Below are 19202 nucleotides of genomic sequence, written 5' to 3'. Positions count from 1 at the left end.
CAGATGAATGAGTACTATAGCGTTACTCAATCTATCTGCTTGTGTAGGTATTCGTAGATGCGTTACTATAATAAACGCTGAACAGCGATGTATTTAAAACCTACCTTTATTCTAAGCTGCTTTAACACTTGCCGGTTTGCGGCTGCCTCCCAGATGACGGGTGATACGTGAAGAAAAATAAGCATCATAAAATTCCCGGTTAGTATCTGTATAACGGAGCATCAGTTTATCTAGCTGTGTTTTTAGCAAGTTATCTGCCTGTTGAAACAGAGTTTCTATAGACTGGTTGATAACTTTCATCCCACTTTGTTGCTGCCCTTTTTGCCCAATTAGTGTCTGAAATGCAGTAATAGTTGTTTGTAGGGCATCCAGTTCAGCAGCTGTAATGCCATATGGCTTTAGTTCAGCTACTAATGGGCGAATCTGGTTGTAAATAACCATGCAATGGTCGATAGCCAGGTTATCTTTAGTCTGAAACAAATCGGAATGAGAATAATCTAAAGATGCCTGTAAGGCTACATTATTACTTTTAGACGCATACGCTGATGTAAGCCCAGCTAATTTGTAAGCACGGTCTGCCATTTCCTGTTTTTTAGCTACTTTAGCCTGTGTAATGCCCTTGGTAGAAGTAGCTTTAGTAGCACCTGTCTTCCGGATCTGGGGAAGCAGGATACTGAATTCGTTTACCGCCTCACTGATAACAATTGTATTCTTCCATACACTATTGTATACATTAAGGGTTTCCAGTACGCCTTCGTACATGGTAAGCTTGTTGCTCTGAGGTATTGTCATTGGGATAAAATTTGATTTGAGTTTGATAGCAGATTCCTCTGGAAGGTAAGCGAGGCCAACAGATGGTATGTGTAAGGTCTTGTAGATTAAAGTTAAGACCAAAATACCAATATCAATGATTTGAAGATTATCATAAATGATGCGACATTCATTTTAGTTTATCCGAAGGTTATAATAAAGCTTCATATGTTTGTGATAAGGCTTTTGCCAGACACTTTACATTATTGATTGCTCATAATAAGCTTTCAGAGGCCTATTTTAAAAGTTCAGTTATTCATAATAAGATTTATGCTGTCCATTTTAAACCCGTGCCCTGCCATAATTAATATCGAATACGTCATAATAAAGTAGTATTATGATATTATATCAGAGTACTTGTCAATTTCTATATCTGTCTATCTACAGTGTAGCAGTAAAACACCACAGTATGATAGGTAATGATTGTTATTCCTCTTTCTTTGCAATTAAATCTAATCCTTCCAGCTGAAATAACATATCGCTTTCTGTAACAGGTTTGGTAATGTTAACTGTAAATGTATAAGCTATAAAAGAATCAGAAGCATTAACCTGCTCCTGGGTGAGTGTAAGTGGAAATCCGTAATGTAAAGTACCAGCTGTAGTATCTATTTCAGGTATTGGTACATTTAATAACTGATTGTTTACAGCTATCTGTAACTGTACCGTGGTTAAACTATCTTTGGATACAAAGTATTCTAATACATTTGCAATACTATCCTTTTCTTGTGCCGGTTTTGTGAAAGGCACTGTTAATGTATAAGAAAGCGTAGTGTCTATAATTGTTGCAGCAGCATATTGAAGAATAACGGTTGTATCAAATAACACAGTTAGTGTTTTCTTGTCATGGGTAATAGTGCTTGCTATTTGTAGTTCATTACCTGTTGTGTTATTCCTGAAAGTAGCTTTTTTCCAACTGAATGTATTAATAGTTGGATTACAGGCAATCCCAATACAGGCAAAGCAAATAATACAAACCCAGGTATTATTAAAGCTTCTATTAAGTATACACATAACTATTGTCCTGGTTTTCTTTTGAGAATATTAAAGGCATATCCTAGCTGTGCCTGAAAGAAATCCTGTTTCAGGTTATCGTACATGGTAGTGTAAGTAGCCCGGAAGAAAATTCTGCCATTAGCAGAGGGAAGAATATGTGCATTTAAGTGAACTCCTACCATCCAATAGGGGTTGCCTCTGGCCATGTCTGCATATTCATCATTTAATTTGGGTACTTGCTGAAACTTAGGTGACTTTAAATCAAAATAGCTGATTCGGGGTGAAATACTAAAGCCAAAACGGTGGTCAGGTTTAATTTGCCAGGTTAACTCTAAAAATGATTGCAGTGAATTGGCATTGTACCGGCTAACTAATGTTATTGTATCTGATAATCTTACTGAATCGAGTATTGCTGTTCTTAACAAACCAGAACCTATATCCAGAAAGAAAGAAGATTTTACCTGCGGAAAATCAACTACAAACAAATTTAGTTTTGCTCCAATAGTGAAATTGGCATATCGTAATAAATCAATGGAACGTGCATTTTTGAATGGATAAGTTTGATTTGTATCTAAAGGATTATATTGATTTAAGAGTAGCTCTTTATTTTTATCCTCAATCTTATTAAGTGAAGCCACAGGCTCCAGGTGATTTAAAATACCAATAAATCCAAATGGCCTTCTATCAACGATAATGGGGCGGCGGTTGGGCCGCAGAATCAGACGTTTGCTTACTTCTGCCTGTACCAATCCATTGGGGCTATCATCATCAAACCCTACAAAGTCGCTAAAGACCTTCGCTTCCAAAATCCGATCAACAGGAGTTTTGTGCATAATTGCCATTTTCTTCTCCGGTTTAACGAAAAAAGCTGTATCAGCTGGGCTATAATCTTCAGAATCGTTGTAGAACTTTGGTATATATTTTATAACATCGCTTAAACGAATCCAGTAATGATAATTATCCGGCGGATTGCGATGATTAAATGAATACAGTTGAATAGCATAGTTATAATCACGAATAGCTGAAAAAGGAATAGGATAAGGATTGACAAAAGTATGAGCTTCATCTTTGTTCCGGCCTATTACAATCATATTTTTGAGGTTTCCTGCTGAAAACTCTATTTGAACAGAATCTATCAATAGTCCATCTTTTGTAGGGAACTGTTTTAATTTATCTTCTATTTCTTTCAAACGGTTCTGGGCAACTATTTTTTCATTATTTGCAATTTTTTGGGCTTCTCGCAGGCTATCTATTTTTTCATACTTGATTATCGTAGTATCTAAATTTGTAATTAAATCTTTAGTCCTTTTAATTTCCGTATTTATGGATAAAGTATCTCTAAGGGATTTCTTCTGGCTTTCTAAAAATCTTAATTTTCTTTTTGCGTCTGAAAGGTTTTTTTTCTTTTGATCTATAACATAGTCATTTATTCTTGATAAATTTTGAAAAGCCTCACTTAGTTCTTCTATCTCGAATTCAACAAAATATATTTCATCCATAAGAGTATAAACTTCATTTTAATAGTTTCTTTGCTCAGGGGTTAATTTCTTTTTCTTATCTTTTGCTTTCCAAAGATCTAAGGTATCTTTTTGTTGTAAAGTGGCTAATTGCAATTTAAGTTTTACTAAATCTTGTTGTTTTATTCTTGACTCAAGCGTATCGGTTGCAAGTAATTTTCTATATTTAACACTATCTGCTCTAAATGATTCAACATAAGTTTTTATATCTGAGATTTTACGATTTATTAATTCTAATTTCTCTTTTTTATCAGTACTATCTCTTCGCAAAATTCGCTCTTCGTTATTGTCTTGAATCCTTCCTGTCATCTTTGAAATTACTTGTTGCAAGTTCTCAAGTACATTAGCGAGGTATTTGTTTGGTTTTTCAAACTTCTGTGGAATCTGACTATAAGAAAGGTTACGAGAACTAAATCTTTGTTTTATCTTAATTGTATCAGGCTTTGCTTTGGCTGAATCTCTTTTAGTCATTATTGAATCTTTAATTATAATTGAATCAAAATCATAAAGTGTATCAGCCGATATACAAAGTGTATCAATATTAAAATTGGGAAGAGAATCGGGGAAAATAATATGAAGCTCTTTATTAGTGAAACCGGCAGCCAGCAAACGTTGTTTTTGTAGTTCAGTAAGTCCCCGGTTTACCTTAGTAAATTTCAATTCTTTAAAATAGTTGTTTATATAATCTATTTTGTTATTGGTACCAAAATAAGAATCATGTTCCAACAGATAATCTTTTAACCTGTACATTTCGAGGGAATATTTTGCTATACTCTCCAGCAGCTTTTTTTTGCTCCATCCTATGGTGCCGTAATACTCGAAATAATCATAGGTTACTACTTTGGGTTGCTCAATAAGAAGATAACCGGAAGTAGGAGATTTGTCTATGGTGGTAAGTACCTGTGTAACTATTTTTAAAAAATATTCATCTGCTTTATCTTCAACTACGATTTTCAGAGTGGTGTCAGAAATTAATTTAGTTTTAATAGAAGGTTCTAATTTGCCAATCGTCTCTATAAACCTTCTTTTAAAAACATCCGGCTTTAGTTCAATCAGATTAAATGTAGAGTCATTCATAGTGATTTTGTATTTATAATCATCACTCACATTCTCTACTTTTATCCTATATACTTTTTGACTAAATGTAAATTCTTCCTGGTAGATTAAAGTAGGTTTAGTGGTCTGGCTGTATCCATTATAGCTAAACAGCAAAATCATCGTTAATAAAGGTAAAATATATTTGAATAGCATAAATATAAGTTCTTTTAGAGGTTTGTATTTTAGTTCACTTCACAGCTTTTAGGTCTTTTCTGCTGTATTAATTACTTTTAGTTCTTGTCTGTGGGAGCATCAATTTCCTGCTTCTTGGTATTACTTGTTTGAGCAGACTGTGCATTTTATTTTTGAGATTCTTTATTTCCAGTATCATCAGTAATTTGAAGTGGTTTTTTATTTAAATCTCTTTCTAAATTCTCTAAATTACTTTCTATTTTTTGGGCTTCGATTGATGGAAGATTGTTTCTTAATATTTGCAGATCATCTTTTATCTGTTTTATTTTTTCATTAAAAGTGCTTTTCTCTGTATCAGAAACCTCTGTTTCTTTGTTAATATCTCTAATCAACTTTTTAATTTGCCTTTCCAACTGTTCTTTTTTCCACTGAGTCTTTTCTTTAATTATGTATTTTCCCCCAAAACCAAACGCAAGAGTTTTATCATTTAAATAAGACTCTCCTAAACTCCTCCACTCAATCTCAGTAAACAGTGATAAATTACCTCCAGGTATATTTTTATTAAGTGGATATACTCTCATGTTCATGCTAACAAAACCGCCATGTAATTTTTTACCTGGGTGACTATCTTTGAAATTTTCTTTGGTATGGCCGGTAATATCATGAAAGATGCGGTTGAGTTGGATATTAAAGTCTAAGTATTCTCTGTACCTAATTCCTGTACCAAAGCCGATATAATATTGAAGCATACTATTTTTTAAAATAGTAGAATCACTTACTGAGCTATATGGCAATAATTTTAGCCCATTTGAAAGATTGGCGTGATACGTAAATCCGCTATTGCCTATTTTCTGAACGGTATAGAATGTAATAAAAGGATTGACATAGCCGGGCAGCATAAATGTGTAATTGCTGCTGGTATCATAATCCATATTCTGGTTTGGGGTGATAGAAGTCCCTAGCTGGAGGATAATGGAATTGCCGTCTGCCTGAAATTTATCCAGGCGGAGGTTATGCTGGTAAGCCATAAAAGGAAAAAGCCAGCTACCATTATTACTTGCTCCAAAATAGCTATAATAGCCTCCCATACTAATTACCTTTTTTCCATCAAAGTTATGGATGAGGCTCTGGGCAAATAAAGTATAGGTAATAAATTGAATTATTATTAATGGCACAATAAAGCGCAGCTTATTCATATGTATAGGCAGAAGAGAAGGACCAAGAAAAGTCGTAAAAGAATAAAAAGTAGTTTTATGCTGTGGCGCCGCTCCAGAAGTAATCACCATTCGCATCAAAGTACCATTTGCGGTTGCCATTAACTGGTTGGCCATCTGTTACCCAACCATTATAACTCAATATAGTCCCGGCTAATGCCTGGCTCACTATTTTAACAGCGGTATTTGGGCTTTTCTCCCGTATATTTAATGTCTTATTTACTACCACTGTACCTGACTGATTTATTATACTTAATGTAGATGCTACTGGAACTAACGCTATAGGAACAGGCGAAGCTGGGTTAATAACTTTAGTAAGGTGCTGCTTTGCCAGGTCAATCAAAGAATTAATATCTACTCTATGACCTGGACAAGATTTTACTGAATAAATTTCATGATGGCCTACTATGTGTGCTCTGTCTAAAGGAATATGATGGTCTAGGCATAAGTGAGCAATTAACTCAGCGCTTTTATTATACATAGCACTGGTCCAGGCAGTCATACCAAACCCCTCGTGCTCAATTCCAATTGTATAGTAATTAGGATTAAAATATGCTCTTAAGCCATTTGCTTTAATCCCAATCCATGTTGGATTATTTACTCTTCCGGAATGCCAGGCCGTATTTGCTATTTCTACATACTGATGAAGGGTTCCATTGCTGCCAATGCCAAAATGAGCTGATACTTTGGAGGCACGATTAGCAAACCATGAATCTGTCCCAGCTAATGTACCTTCCATAATATGAATAACAATAGCTTCAGGTTTAAAAGAACGACGTCCAGGTGTGAAATTTGGACTAGGAATACGTTTATCAACAGTAATCATAGAATTATTAATATTTATTTCATATTATTAACCCGCTGTTTCTTTTTCAGCGATTGTTGCTTCATCTATTACAGTTTCAGATTCATCATTTGTAGCTGTTGATAAAGAGGAAAGAGAAGCCGTATTATTTACTGCTACAGCTGTATTGGTAAGCGTTCTATTTTCCCCAAGCTTCAAGGCTGCATACATTCCAGAACTGACCCCCATTAGCATAAGTACAGTTTCTTCAAATAAAGGCATTTCTAGATTTTCATATACGCGGATGATAAATATAAATCCTAGCACAAGGTTGAATAGTACATTTTGAAACCGGTGAATACTTATTCCTGTTTCTCCATCTGAAAGAATATCTAATATGAAGCCCTGTGAGGATTTAGTCTCAAGGGTATTAGTTACATCTTGTCTTGCCTGGGTATTGCTAATGAGGGCACCTGAAACGGCTGTTACTGCACTTATTCCTAATAAAATAAGGGCGGTGGCATTAATTGAGTTATAATTATCTTTTACAATCCATATATATATATAGGAACTAAGTAAGAGTACACAATTAAGTATAAGATTTTGGCAAATTGTATCTTTGCTTATGCGTTATATCAAGAAGATTACAGACAAGCAAAAACAAGACTTAGAGAAGATTCATAAAGATAGTAAAAGTTATCAGGAACGTAACCGTTGCCAATGTATACTGTTATCCAATCAAGGCTATCAAGTACAGAAGTTAGCAAGCATTTTTCAAGTAAGTCAGTTAAGTATTTATAAGTGGTTTGATCGCTTTGAGAAAACAGGTGTGGTAGGGTTAAAGAACCAAAAAGGGAAAGGCAGAAAACCCATCCTTACTACCAGTAATGCTACCCATGTTGAAGTAGTGGAAAATAGCATAGAGAAAGAAAAACAACAACTTAAATTAGCTAAGCGAGAGATAGAAGCTAAATTAGGCACGGCTATGAGTGAGATGACCTTGAAGCGGTTTTTAAAAAAATTGACTACCGATGGAAACGTTTCCGTAAATGGATAAAGCCATTGCAAAACAAAGAAGCATATGAGCAGAAAGTCAAGCGATTACATGCTTTGCTTTATTTGGCACAGACAGGCAGTATAGATTTATATTTTGGAGACGAATCAGGGTTTTGCCTTACCCCTTGTGTACCTTATGGATGGATCAAAAAAGGCGAACACGCCCCTATTTTATCCCAAAGAAGTACAAGGATAAATGTATTTGGCTTGTTAAGTACAAATAATGAGTTGCTTACTTATCAGAAAAGTGGGAGTCTAAACGCTGACTTTATCATTGAATGTGTAGAGGCCTTCTCAACATCTATTTCCAAGTTTACTGTCATAGTCTTAGACAACGCCTCCTGGCATACATGTGGCCTATGGGAAGTCAAAAAAGAAGAATGGGAACAGAAAGGATTATACATCTTTTTGCTGCCTAAGTATAGTCCTCATCTTAACAGGATCGAACGATTTTGGAAGCAGGTGAAATATCATTGGCTCAAAGCCGAAGACTATCTGTCTGTAGAAGCGCTTAAGGAGGCACTTTATACCATCTTTTCAGGATTGGGTACTTACTTTAAACTTGATTTTAAAAAACTTGAAGTAGATGAAAATATTATACTTAATTGTGTTTAATTACTTAACAATTATAAATGTCCAGAATGCAAACTGAGTCCGAGCTAAACTAAATGGAGGATCTATACTTGTATTCGGTTCTTTAATAATATTGGACTTTCTAATCAATATTATAAATGCTATTAAGAGTAGAACAATAGTAAGGTATGCGCCATATAACCAATTCTTACTGTAGAAAATGATAGTAAAATTATCCTTTGAGGCGGGCAAGGGGTCTCCATCGTTAATTCCGGCACTTATTGTGAATTTCCGCTCACTTTTATTAGGTACATAAAATAAACTCCATATCTCATTAGCAACTGCTGTATCTCCAATATTGAATATCAGATTTTGTCTATTTTTAATGCTTGGAGTTGCTATAGAAGAATTGATAGGTATACCATTGATAAATAAAACTATAGATTCATTAATAAAAATTAATGAATCTATTCCTCTTGTTTTAACTATTATTCTCTGGTTAAGGTAAGACTTCAGGCTATCTTTCGTATCATTGTTCATAGCTACAACCCCTATTACAGAATCTTGTATGGTTGTTTGTGCCATCACAGTAAATGATAGTAATATTGCTATGGCTGAGATGTAAACTTTCATTGTTTTTAAGATAAGGCTAATGATAAAATATATAACTGGTAAAAAAGGCTCATTTTATAAAATGAGCCAACAAAGTAAAAAGCTTCTTAAGATTATGAAACTTAATTAAGTGCTTACCGGGATCCGTAAAGCTTTTTGGTATTCCGAAGGGCTTTGCCGGCAGTGTTTTTTAAACACCCGGTTAAAAGTAGCTTTGGAGTTAAAGCCAGCTTCATAGCCAATGCTTTCTATTTTGAGGTACTGCATTTCTGTTAATTTGCGCTTTACTTCTTCAATCCGATAGCGGTTTACATAGTCGGTAAAGCTATAACCAATACATTCGTTGAGTACCATAGAAAGATGGTGCAGAGGCATATTCAGCTCAGCGGCTACTTTTTGCATAGTAAGCTCAGGGTCTAAATAGGGCTTTTTCTGCTCAAAGTACGTCTCTATCCGCTCACTGTAGTTCCGGCAAAGGTTTTCTGCTAATACAAAGCGGGAGGGTATTTTATAAGTTTTGTCTGTCGTTGCACTAGAATCGTCTGGCTGCATTTCAGGTATGCTATTCCTGGAAAAGTCTTCATGTGCCTCTGTGATGGAAAGTATACCAGAGGCCTGCTTTGCCTGTATTGGCTTATCTCTATACCAGATATATGCTCCTACATTTGCCAGGGTTCGGATAGCAGTATTCCATACTTGTAGGTATCCTTGTATTTTGGTTGTAGAGAAATGTACTTTACTGAACATATACACTGGTTTGAAGGCTGGTTAATATTATTTAGTTGTATTGGTATGTTAATTAATCATTGCCATAGCTATTAAATTATGGGCAAAGGCATTGCTGAGGTATAGCCTGGCTTCTTAAGCTGGCTATACCAATAACTGGGCTTAGTACAGGCACAAAAAGCTACCTATACACCTGTAGTGCTTTTACAAAAAGTGCAATATGATAAGGGATGACTATTCTGGCGATTGCCAGGCGTGCTAATTAATCCTGGAATTGATTGTAAAAAAATAACCTGTTTTGCAGCTGGTTGCAGAGCAATATTATAAACTTTTTTCTCAGCCTGCAATACCTAAAAATAGGTATTTTATCTAACTATTTTTCTTAAAACAGGAGCTTGAAAGCTTTTGTGAAGGATAAATCTGAAAATGGGTTAGTTTTATGAGTAGTCTCGTTATGTAGAATAGTTACTAGAAGCATCATATATAATGCAATATAAAAGCACTCTATAAGTGCCTCTTAATCATTAAAATAGTAACAAGCTTATCTAATATTGCTATTAGTCATGCCGCTGAGGGGAGTCGCATCTTCTATCCGGTAAATTAAAGCTACAGCATAGGCCGCTACACCTTCTTTTCTGCCCACAAAACCTAAGTGTTCGGTGGTAGTGGCTTTAATGGAAATATCTTCTTCGCGGATGGCCATTACTTCGGCAAGTACCTTTTTCATGGCAGGCACATGCGGATTAATTTTGGGTGTTTGCAAGCAAATGGTTGCATCAACATTGCTGATCTCATAGCCTTCAGTGCGTATTAAGTCCATAACCCGTTTCAGGAGTATTTTGCTGTCTATGCCTTGGTACTGCGGATCTTTATCGGAAAAATGGTAACCAATATCACGCAGGTTGGCAGCTCCCAGCAGGGCATCGCAAATCACATGAATGAGTACATCGGCATCTGAATGACCTAGGGCTCCGTGTGTATGTTCGATCCGGATACCACCCAGCCAGAAAGGAAGGCCTTCCTGTAATTGGTGAACATCATATCCTTGTCCTACGCGTATTTTCATAAAAGTATAATTGGGCTGTAAAAATGCAAAAATATAAGTAAATGGAGAATGTAAAATGGATAATTATTGACTATAGATATTCTATGATTGATTACTTATGTCTTAAATTGAGTTCAAAGATAAATTAGTATATAAATAGCGTTTTAGATTCTTTTCAACAGTTTTTCTACTCAGGCCGCCTTTACTTTTATTTTGCATGCCCAAAATAAAAGTAACAAAACATTTGTGAGGCGAGAGCCGAAGCAAACCAACGTAGTTGTGGCAGCACCAACAAAGCCTGTTTTACGCTGGAATGGCTGATAGTCGCGCAAACCTCCGGCTTACGCACAAAGCCAAAACCGGCCACACTGTTGCTGCACCCCTACCCACAAAGGAAAATAGCTTCTTTATCTCCGAGTTCACATTATGCTTAGAAGCTGCTTATGGTGAAACAACTATTTCCTTATACTTATTTCCCAAAATTGAACACAGGTAAGAACTCCGGGCATTTAAAGGAATTTAGTAGCTATTGTTTTAGCAGATTCGTCTGGCTTCTCATTTACAGGCCGTTACGAAACAATTATATCTGATACAAACATATGTTTATAAAGCTCCGGGTATTTCTCTTGCATACATTTAGTTTTTTGTTAATGGGCTCATTATTGTTTGCACAAACGCAACAGGTACTTACCCTGCAACCTGATTCTAAAGTGGGAAAAGATGCCTACATACATGAGTATATGCCAGACCGGAACTTTGGCAATGATAGTAAACTGCCTGCATCCGCCTGGACCTACGATGGTACACCCGGTATTCTAAGAGGACTCATTGCATTCAATCTTACTGTAATTCCACCTGATGCTGTCATTTCTGAGGCTACGCTTTCGCTCTATCATAGTACTGACCGGGCAAATCCACTGCACTCTACCCTCAGTGGGCCAAATACAACTTTCATTCAGCGGATAGTTTCTCCCTGGCAGGAAAATACCGTTACCTGGGACAATCAACCCAAAGTTACTTCGCAACATCAAGTAGTTTTACCGGTTTCTTCCAGAGCCAATCAGGATTATCTGTCTATTGCGGTAACCAAACTAGTGCAGGAAATGTTTAGGAATCCAAAGGCTAATTATGGGTTTATGATCCGTTTGCAAACAGAATCATACTATCGTGCCTTGATGTTTTCCTCCAGCGACAATATAGATCCTGCCCTTCATCCCAGACTTACTATCCACTATACATTGCCTGCCATTCCGCAGGTAGTTCAGGTTTCAACGCCACAGCCAAAAGATAAAATCTCCAGACAAGCTATTACAGCTAAACCAGCCAAAGTTCCTATGGCAACAATCGTTCATGATACCGTGTATATAGACCGGGTGCGTGTGGATACTGTGTTTGTAAATCGTCTTAGGGTAGACACAGTATATACTCGTCCATCTGTCCAGGAAGTGGATTTTTCTCCGCTGACCAACTATGCGTTTACCAATCTTGTTTTACTGCTTGATGTGTCTGGTTCGATGAATTCGCCCCAAAAATTACCTCTCTTGAAACAATCCGTGAAGCGTTTGTTGCCTTTATTGAGACCGGAAGACAAAGTAACGATAGTGGTTTATTCGGGTAAGGCTAAAGTAATGTTACAGGCTGTAGCAGGAAGCGAAACGGCAAAAATCAATCAGGTAATCGATCAATTACAATCAGATGGCAGCACAGATGCCAATGCCGGACTTACCTTAGCTTATAAAGTTGCTGGTAAAAGTTATATCCGGGGAGGCAATAACCGGATCATTCTGGCAACAGACGGAAGTTTTTCAGTGCATCCGGAAGTACATACGTTAATAGAGCAAAAGAGCCGGGAAGAAATTTTTCTCAGCGTATTTGATTTCAGCCGTAATAATAACCAGTCTGGCACACCAGCTCCCATGTTGCAAACCCTGGCCGAAAAAGGAAGAGGCAATTGTGTGCTGATTCTGCCGGATAATTCTGATCTGAAACTAGTAAAAGAAATCAAAGCCAAACCCATTCGATAGAAAATATACTAATCAGTCGTTGTTAGTTGCTGGTTGTTAAGAACAAATTGAATCATAACACTTTACATGAATTGAGCTAAGCATTACTAAATTTACATTTAGCGTATGTTTTGAAATATTATTTAGCAAAAGATCAATGAAGGATGCGAAAATTATCAAAAATAAAATTCCATGTGGGTAAGCTTGAAAGAATAGCGGGGTGAGCGTTGGTTTGAGTGAGGAAGCATTATTCTTTCTTGATTTTTCTTTGCTTCGTTTCTTTGTGTCAAGACAAAGAAACGAAGGATGGTATTAGAAATCAGACAGTTAAATTCTTTTTCAGAGTCCAAGATATTCTCTAAGTATAAGCAAAATTTACTTACCTTCTTGCAGTAAAGTAAGCCAGGCTTCTTTTACTTTTCCTTCCAATAAATAGGCTTTGGCTATCTGGTGAAGAGCTTCTTTTACTGCTAATGAGTTATGTTTATTTGTTACTATTTCCTGAATCGCAGATTGGCTGGTAAATTCTGATATCTCTTCTTTTGTAGGCAGCGCTTCTATATTTCCCAGCATACCCAGGTCGTTTCCGGTAAGCACCGTACTATAGCGGATTTGGGCAGGTATATTATCGAATCCTATGCCTTTTTTTTGATTGGGTTTGGGTACTGAAAAAATAGCATCACCATATGCCCGGCAATACCAGTCGTTTCCCATACGGGCTACGGCATCTAACTTTTGCGGATCAATCTGGTTTTTAGCATTAATAATATCTTCCTGAATATGCGCCAGCAAAATTTCACAGATCACCAGGTTTCCTGCACCGCCTTCGGTACCGGTGGCGATAATCTGGTTTACTCTACATTCAAAGGCAGCTGGTGCTTCTTTTACCCTGGGTGGTTTTACTAGTATAGAGGGTTCTTCGGAAAAGCCGGCTTTTATAAATTCATTTACACCTTTTTCATATTCACAACTGGCCAGAGACATTTGCTGAACCATGGCATAATTGACTATATTAATCACCACCTCTTTCACTTCCTGCACATTTTCCAACGTATGTTTAATGGTATTATCCCGTACCCGGCGGGAAGGGGAAAAGATGAGAATAGGTGGATTAGAGCCAAATACATTAAAGAAACTGAAGGGGCTTAAGTTCACTTTTCCCTGTGAATCAACGGTGCTGGCAAAGGCAATCGGACGAGGCGCTACTACACCTAGTAAATAGCTATGGAAAACAGCGGAAGTCGTATCTGTTGGGGATATGGTTCGGAAGGAGGACATAATGGATTGTTTTTAACGAAACACACTAAAGTAACAAACGCTTTACAAAAAGATTATCTAACTTACCTTTCAGGCATACATTTTATTTTCAGGATATGAGAGAAACTGTATTTTTTACCAGACGGCTGCAAGACCTTTTGCCCAGAATACATGATTTTATAGAGCAGGAGCTGATTCCGCTTGAAACAGGATTCCATCAACGGCCACTTGCCGAAACGACTGCTTTATTAGATGAGAAACGTGAGAAAGTAAAAGCAGCTGGTTTATGGGGATTGCATTTGCCTCAGCAAGAAGGTGGCCTGGGTTTAACCCTTTGCGAATTCGGGCAGGTAAGTGAAGTACTGGCGCTTGCTCCCTTTTATGGCCATTATACCTTTAACTGCCAGGCTCCTGATATTGGCAATATGGAACTGATTAGTAAGTTTGGCAGTGCCGAAATCAAGTCGAAGTTCCTCCATCCGCTCATGGAAGGCAAGATCAGAAGCTGTTTTTCTATGACTGAACCTGAGTTTGCCGGTTCTAATCCTACCAGAATGGCTACTACAGCAATGCGCGAAGGAAATGAGTATGTGATCAATGGCCATAAATGGTTTACGAGCTCGGCAGATGGGGCTGATTTCGCCGTAGTAATGGCTGTAACCAATCCGGAAGCGCCTCCTCACCAGCGGGCCAGTATGCTGATTGTGCCAACTAATGCACCAGGTTTTATTCATGAAAGAAATATTCCGGTTTTTGGCGAAAGTGGTTCCGGATGGTTCAGCCATGCAGAAATCCGTTATCAGAATTGCCGGGTGCCTGTATCACATTTGATTGGGGAAGAAGGAGCCGGTTTCCGGCTTGCCCAGGAACGCCTGGGTCCAGGACGGATTCATCATTGTATGCGATGGATAGGAATTGCTGAAAAAGCATTTGATATGCTGTGCAGACGGGCTTCCAGTCGTGAAATAGAAGAAAATGTACTATTAGGTGAAAAACAGTTTATTCAGGGATTTATTGCCGAAAGCCGTATCGAAATTGATGCTGCCAGATTACTTGTATTGAATACGGCCCATACAATTGATATACATGGTGCTGCTCAGGTGCGGAATCAGATTTCAGGAATTAAACTATTTGTAGCTAATATGATGCTCCGGGTGCTCGACCGGGCCATTCAAGTGCATGGAGCGTTGGGTGTGACTGATGATATCATCTTATCTGCGATTTACCGGCACGAACGGGGTGCCAGAATCTGGGATGGAGCTGATGAAGTGCACAAACAGAATCTGGCTTTGAGTATTCTGAAAATCTATGGCCTGGATGTGAAGAAGAAAACAAGAGAAGCAAACGCAGCAAAGATCCAGTCACATCAAAAATAGGCTGTAGAGCCTCTTCAACTGTGCTTTATCGTTTTTCTCATAACGCTGCAACAGATGCCCGAAATTATAATAGATTCAACCAAACCTGTACGCCAGGGCGAAGCAATTGATTTAGCTGTATTAAATAGCTACCTCCAGGAACATGCACCTGAAATAGGTAAAATTACCAGCATCAGCCAGTTTCCGGGTGGTTATTCTAACCTGACTTATTGTTTGCATACGTCTGGGAAAGAATATGTGCTTCGCCGTCCGCCGGTTGGTGCCAATATCAAATCTGCGCATGACATGGGCAGAGAATATAAGGTACTTTCTTTACTCAAACCCCATTATGATAAGGTGCCCAGGCCTGTTTTATATTGTGATTCTCATGAGATAATGGGTGCACCTTTTTATATGATGGAACGCATCAGCGGTGTGATTCTCAGAGCTGCTTCTGCTCCCAGCTTACAGTTATCCCCTGAACAGCTCCGCCATATATCCGAATCTATTGTAGATAATCTTGTTGTAATTCACAGCCTGGATATACAAACCACCGGACTTCACCAGCTGGGCAAACCAGAGGGATATATGCAACGGCAAGTGGAAGGCTGGAGCAAGCGTTATTTTCAAGCCGAAACCGATCGCATTAAAGAAATGAATATCCTTGCTGACTGGCTACAGCATCATCAACCAATGAGCCATTCTGCTGCTTTTTTGCATAATGATTATAAGCACGATAATGTTATGCTGAATCCGGAAAATCTTTCGCAAATTATTGGAGTGCTCGATTGGGAAATGGCAACAGTAGGCGATCCCTTAATGGATGTGGGTGCTACACTCGCCTACTGGACGGAGGCAGGAGATTCACCAGCTCTACGATCATTTAATTTAACATGGCTTCCCGGCAACTTTACCAGGCAAGAAGTAGTTGAACAGTATGCGGCGAAAAGTGGCCGGGATCTTTCAAATATTGCGTTTTACTATATATTTGGCCTGTTCAAAAATGCAGTGATTGCTCAACAGATTTATACCCGCTGGAAACAAGGTCTCACTCAGGATGCCCGTTTTGAAAGTTTATTATTCATTGTAAAAGAAATGGCAGCAAAAGCATTACACACACTCGAAAGCGGAAAAATTTGATCATGCGGCCAGTCTGATTTATGAGGCAATCCTATATTCATCTTCCGGCTACAACAGGAATAACCCAAGCAGTAACTTTGGTGGTACATGGACTGAATAATAAGCCTTCAGCAATGATGCCTTTAGCCGACCGGTTGCGCAGCTGGGGGTCAGACGTGCTGTTGGTACAATTAACCGGGCACACCGTAGATTCTTCTGTTACTCCGTTTACCGAAGGCGATTGGTGTCTTAATCTGCAGGATACCTTTCAGCAAGCCACTACACTTATTCAATCAGGCGAACCAAAACCTTTGTATTTCCTGGGGTATTCTTTAGGTGCCTTACTCAACTTGTATCTTATCCTGAGTCATCCAGGAAAGTTTCAGTATGACAAGATGGTGTTACTGGCACCCGCTTTTGCCTTACGAAAACCCGTAAATAAACTTCTGCAACTAGCAACAGATATTCTTCCGGCTCAGATGAAAATTCCCAGCTTTACACCCAAACCTTACCGGGCTGGTACTTCGTTGCCTGTAAAAGCCTATACACTCTTAAATACAATGGCTGTCCGGGTAGAAAAATCAATTAATCAAAGTGTTTCTATGCCAGTGCTTGTTATGATCCATCCAAAGGATGAAATGGTAAGCGTAAAAAAAATGAACGGATATATAAATGAATATTTGCCTTCCTGGCAGTTGTATACCTTGCCTAAAACTTCTGATCAACAATTGCCCTATGCACACCTGATTCTGGATGAACGCTCTGTAGGAAAAGAAAACTGGGACCGGATGTTACAGCAGATCAGGGTATTTCTACAATTATAGATATTATTCCATTAACATAATCTTAAAATACTCCATCATGACCTTCCAAGAATTCAAAACATCATTGTCGGCATCGCAGCCACAAGAAGAATTGCCTGACCTAGTAAAAGCCTTATGGTTTGATGCAAAAGGAGACTGGGAAAAGGCTCATAACATTGCCCAGGAAACAAACGATGCAGCACATTGCCTGCTTCATGCCTATCTGCACAGAAAAGAAGGCGATATATGGAATGCGGATTACTGGTACAAACGAGCAAATAGAAAACGACCTGCTAATACACTTGAAGAAGAATGGGAGCAGCTGGTGAAAGAGATGCTGGTTTGAGAAGTAGATAAATCTATAAAAACAAAAGAGAATCAGTTACCAGATTCCAATAAATTCTCTCATTTCGTGGGGTTAATTCACTAATTATAAAGATTTTTTGAAAATAATAGACAAAAAATAGTGTAATTTTAAAACAAATTTTGTAAAATTCATCCCTTCGTTTTTTATAAAAACGAATCAATTGAATAAAAATAGTTATATGTAATTAAAGTTCTGTTTTTGACCTCTGTGTACGCGAAGATTTTAATAATTTTAACCCACGCTAGCCTTTAGCCACAGTCAAACACTTACAACTATGGAAATGACCAAGAAACAATTGGAAGCAGAGATCGAATTGTTGAGAGCAACAATAGAAATACTGGAAAATGAGAAGAAAGAATTACTAAAAACAAATAATACCCTCTATCAATATTGCCGTAAAATGGACCGCCAGTTCAGTCAGTCGGTGAAACGGGAATTGAGTTACCGGGAAATGTTATTTGTATTTAATGCTGCTCAAACAAAGGATTTACTGCATGAATATATTGGCAAAACGGGGCTAAAAATTCAGTATTCGTCCGAATACAATTTCAGAAGCAATTAAATCTCTCTCTCACCAAACTTTAATGAATGATATAAACTTTACTATAAAGTATAAACCAAAAAGGCGTGTACTAATACACGCCTTTTTGGTTTATCTACATTATGAAATCTGAATAGTACGGGGTTTTACTTCTTCCCGTTTGGGTACTACAATTTTTAATAAACCATCCTCATAGGTAGCGTGGATCTTATCAACCTCCACAAAATCAGGCAAAGCGAACGTGCGTTTAAAAGAATGATAGCTGAATTCTTTACGTGCATACTTGCCTTTGTTTTCATTCTCATCTTGCTGACTGGCAGAAACGGTAAGCAGTTTATGATCTACATGTAAATTAAACGCTTCTCTACTCATGCCAGGGACTGCTACTTCTAACAGGAAGTCATTTTCATTCTCCAAAATATTTACTGCAGGTACAAATTTATGAATACTTCCACCTGCCCGTCCTGAGAAATCTCCTAAAAATTCATCAAATACATTTGAAAAAGCCGGAAACATTACATCCGGATTGGTCCACTTTGTAAGTGACATAGTTTTATCCTCCTTAGTTTTATGGTTTACTGTTAAATTCAATCGTTATTTTGCAAGCGCTGTGCCATTACAGTCCAGAATAATGCTGCAGATATAGTAATGGAAGTTTTTAGGTCAATTTGTCAGAAAATATGAAATTTTTGCAACGTAATATGACATGTAGACGTATCACCTTTCAAAGAAGCATATTCTAATGACAAATAATTAACAGCGCAATAAAATATCACTTAGCTGTTTATATTGAATTAGTCTGTATTGCTATTCAATCTGTCCGGGTAAAGTCTATTTTAATCGAAATAAAGTGATACTTTGATAGATACAAGCTTTATTTTTATTACATTTGATTTATTCAATTGGAAGCACTATGAAAACTGGAACTTTACGATTTTTTAACGAACAAAAGGGATTCGGTTACATTAAGGATGGTAACTCGGCCCGTGAAATTTTTGTCCATGTAAACAGCCTTTTAGAAGAGGTAAAAGAGGAGGATGAAGTGATTTATGAAATTATAGAAGGCAAAAAGGGATTGAGTGCAGTGAATGTGAAACGGGCATAGAATTTCTACTTTTTAATCTGATTTGACAGCTCCTGTTTGGGAGCTTTTGTTTTTTTATACACATTTGCTTTTCAATGATTTGGCAACCTTTA

21 protein-coding genes are annotated in these 19202 nt (G+C 37.5%); 9 read left to right on the top strand and 12 right to left on the bottom strand.

Annotation, left to right across the window (positions count from 1 at the left end; genetic code table 11):
* Nucleotides 1–111 precede the first annotated feature (111 nt).
* From GXP67_RS14495 to GXP67_RS14465, 7 genes are all read right to left on the bottom strand, one after another.
* Nucleotides 112–792: a hypothetical protein gene (locus tag GXP67_RS14495; RefSeq protein ID WP_162443774.1), complete on the bottom strand. Its 681-nt coding sequence runs from the start codon at nt 790–792 to the stop codon at nt 112–114.
* A gap of 444 nt (nt 793–1236) precedes the next feature.
* Entirely contained in the window at nt 1237–1821 is a 585-nt protein-coding gene (locus tag GXP67_RS14490) for a hypothetical protein (protein WP_162443773.1), read from the bottom strand.
* A gap of 2 nt (nt 1822–1823) precedes the next feature.
* Nucleotides 1824–3302 carry a hypothetical protein gene (locus tag GXP67_RS14485; RefSeq protein WP_162443772.1) on the bottom strand — a complete coding sequence of 493 codons (1479 nt, stop codon included), beginning with the start codon at nt 3300–3302 and terminating at the stop codon, nt 1824–1826.
* A gap of 18 nt (nt 3303–3320) precedes the next feature.
* Nucleotides 3321–4538, bottom strand: a complete 1218-nt coding sequence (locus tag GXP67_RS14480; RefSeq protein ID WP_162443771.1) for a hypothetical protein — start codon at nt 4536–4538, stop codon at nt 3321–3323.
* A gap of 179 nt (nt 4539–4717) precedes the next feature.
* Entirely contained in the window at nt 4718–5881 is a 1164-nt protein-coding gene (locus GXP67_RS14475; protein ID WP_162443770.1) for a hypothetical protein, read from the bottom strand.
* Nucleotides 5802–6590: an N-acetylmuramoyl-L-alanine amidase gene (locus tag GXP67_RS14470; RefSeq protein WP_162443769.1), complete on the bottom strand. Its 789-nt coding sequence runs from the start codon at nt 6588–6590 to the stop codon at nt 5802–5804. Before GXP67_RS14470 ends, GXP67_RS14475 begins: the two co-directional genes overlap by 80 nt.
* A gap of 27 nt (nt 6591–6617) precedes the next feature.
* On the bottom strand, nt 6618–6875 hold the full coding sequence (locus GXP67_RS14465; RefSeq protein ID WP_162443768.1) for a hypothetical protein: 258 nt from the start codon (nt 6873–6875) through the stop codon (nt 6618–6620).
* Between the two features lie 298 nt (nt 6876–7173).
* On the opposite strand from GXP67_RS14465, the gene GXP67_RS14460 reads away from it, so the two are divergent.
* Together GXP67_RS14460 and GXP67_RS14455 are read left to right on the top strand one after the other, a co-directional pair.
* A complete protein-coding gene (locus tag GXP67_RS14460; RefSeq protein WP_162441276.1) occupies nt 7174–7605 on the top strand; it encodes a helix-turn-helix domain-containing protein in 432 nt (143 codons plus the stop codon).
* 5 nt (nt 7606–7610) lie between these two features.
* A complete protein-coding gene (locus tag GXP67_RS14455; RefSeq protein WP_232064508.1) occupies nt 7611–8219 on the top strand; it encodes an IS630 family transposase in 609 nt (202 codons plus the stop codon).
* On the opposite strand, the gene GXP67_RS14450 is transcribed toward GXP67_RS14455, so the two are convergent.
* From GXP67_RS14450 to ispF, 3 genes are all read right to left on the bottom strand, one after another.
* Nucleotides 8220–8762, bottom strand: coding sequence for a hypothetical protein (locus GXP67_RS14450; protein WP_162443767.1), 543 nt, complete (start codon nt 8760–8762; stop codon nt 8220–8222). It lies immediately after the preceding gene.
* 153 nt (nt 8763–8915) lie between these two features.
* Nucleotides 8916–9536, bottom strand: a complete 621-nt coding sequence (locus GXP67_RS14445; RefSeq protein WP_162443766.1) for a helix-turn-helix domain-containing protein — start codon at nt 9534–9536, stop codon at nt 8916–8918.
* 520 nt (nt 9537–10056) lie between these two features.
* Nucleotides 10057–10581: a 2-C-methyl-D-erythritol 2,4-cyclodiphosphate synthase gene (gene ispF / locus GXP67_RS14440; protein WP_162443765.1), complete on the bottom strand. Its 525-nt coding sequence runs from the start codon at nt 10579–10581 to the stop codon at nt 10057–10059.
* Between the two features lie 578 nt (nt 10582–11159).
* On the opposite strand from ispF, the gene GXP67_RS14435 reads away from it, so the two are divergent.
* Nucleotides 11160–12584, top strand: coding sequence for a DNRLRE domain-containing protein (locus tag GXP67_RS14435; protein WP_162443764.1), 1425 nt, complete (start codon nt 11160–11162; stop codon nt 12582–12584).
* 354 nt (nt 12585–12938) lie between these two features.
* Here GXP67_RS14435 and GXP67_RS14430 read toward each other — a convergent pair whose 3' ends face one another.
* Nucleotides 12939–13841, bottom strand: a complete 903-nt coding sequence (locus tag GXP67_RS14430) for a flavin reductase family protein (RefSeq protein WP_162443763.1) — start codon at nt 13839–13841, stop codon at nt 12939–12941.
* Between the two features lie 95 nt (nt 13842–13936).
* On the opposite strand from GXP67_RS14430, the gene GXP67_RS14425 reads away from it, so the two are divergent.
* From GXP67_RS14425 to GXP67_RS14405, 5 genes are all read left to right on the top strand, one after another.
* Nucleotides 13937–15196 (top strand): acyl-CoA dehydrogenase family protein, encoded by a 1260-nt coding sequence (locus GXP67_RS14425; protein ID WP_162443762.1) that lies wholly within the window; start codon nt 13937–13939, stop codon nt 15194–15196.
* A gap of 54 nt (nt 15197–15250) precedes the next feature.
* Entirely contained in the window at nt 15251–16315 is a 1065-nt protein-coding gene (locus GXP67_RS14420) for a phosphotransferase family protein (RefSeq protein ID WP_162443761.1), read from the top strand.
* A 20-nt stretch (nt 16316–16335) separates the two neighbouring features.
* On the top strand, nt 16336–17118 hold the full coding sequence (locus GXP67_RS14415; protein WP_162443760.1) for an alpha/beta hydrolase: 783 nt from the start codon (nt 16336–16338) through the stop codon (nt 17116–17118).
* A gap of 37 nt (nt 17119–17155) precedes the next feature.
* A complete protein-coding gene (locus GXP67_RS14410; RefSeq protein WP_162443759.1) occupies nt 17156–17443 on the top strand; it encodes a hypothetical protein in 288 nt (95 codons plus the stop codon).
* Between the two features lie 295 nt (nt 17444–17738).
* Nucleotides 17739–18026, top strand: a complete 288-nt coding sequence (locus tag GXP67_RS14405) for a hypothetical protein (RefSeq protein ID WP_162443758.1) — start codon at nt 17739–17741, stop codon at nt 18024–18026.
* A gap of 99 nt (nt 18027–18125) precedes the next feature.
* On the opposite strand, the gene GXP67_RS14400 is transcribed toward GXP67_RS14405, so the two are convergent.
* Entirely contained in the window at nt 18126–18554 is a 429-nt protein-coding gene (locus tag GXP67_RS14400; RefSeq protein ID WP_162443757.1) for an Hsp20/alpha crystallin family protein, read from the bottom strand.
* 364 nt (nt 18555–18918) lie between these two features.
* Here GXP67_RS14400 and GXP67_RS14395 point away from each other — a divergent pair, with 364 nt between their 5' ends.
* On the top strand, nt 18919–19110 hold the full coding sequence (locus GXP67_RS14395) for a cold-shock protein (RefSeq protein ID WP_162443756.1): 192 nt from the start codon (nt 18919–18921) through the stop codon (nt 19108–19110).
* The last annotated feature ends 92 nt before the right edge of the window (nt 19111–19202 follow it).

It is taken from the genome of Rhodocytophaga rosea (assembly GCF_010119975.1).
GTDB lineage: Bacteria > Bacteroidota > Bacteroidia > Cytophagales > 172606-1 > Rhodocytophaga > Rhodocytophaga rosea.
This window is presented reverse-complemented; position numbering and strand designations above follow the sequence as displayed.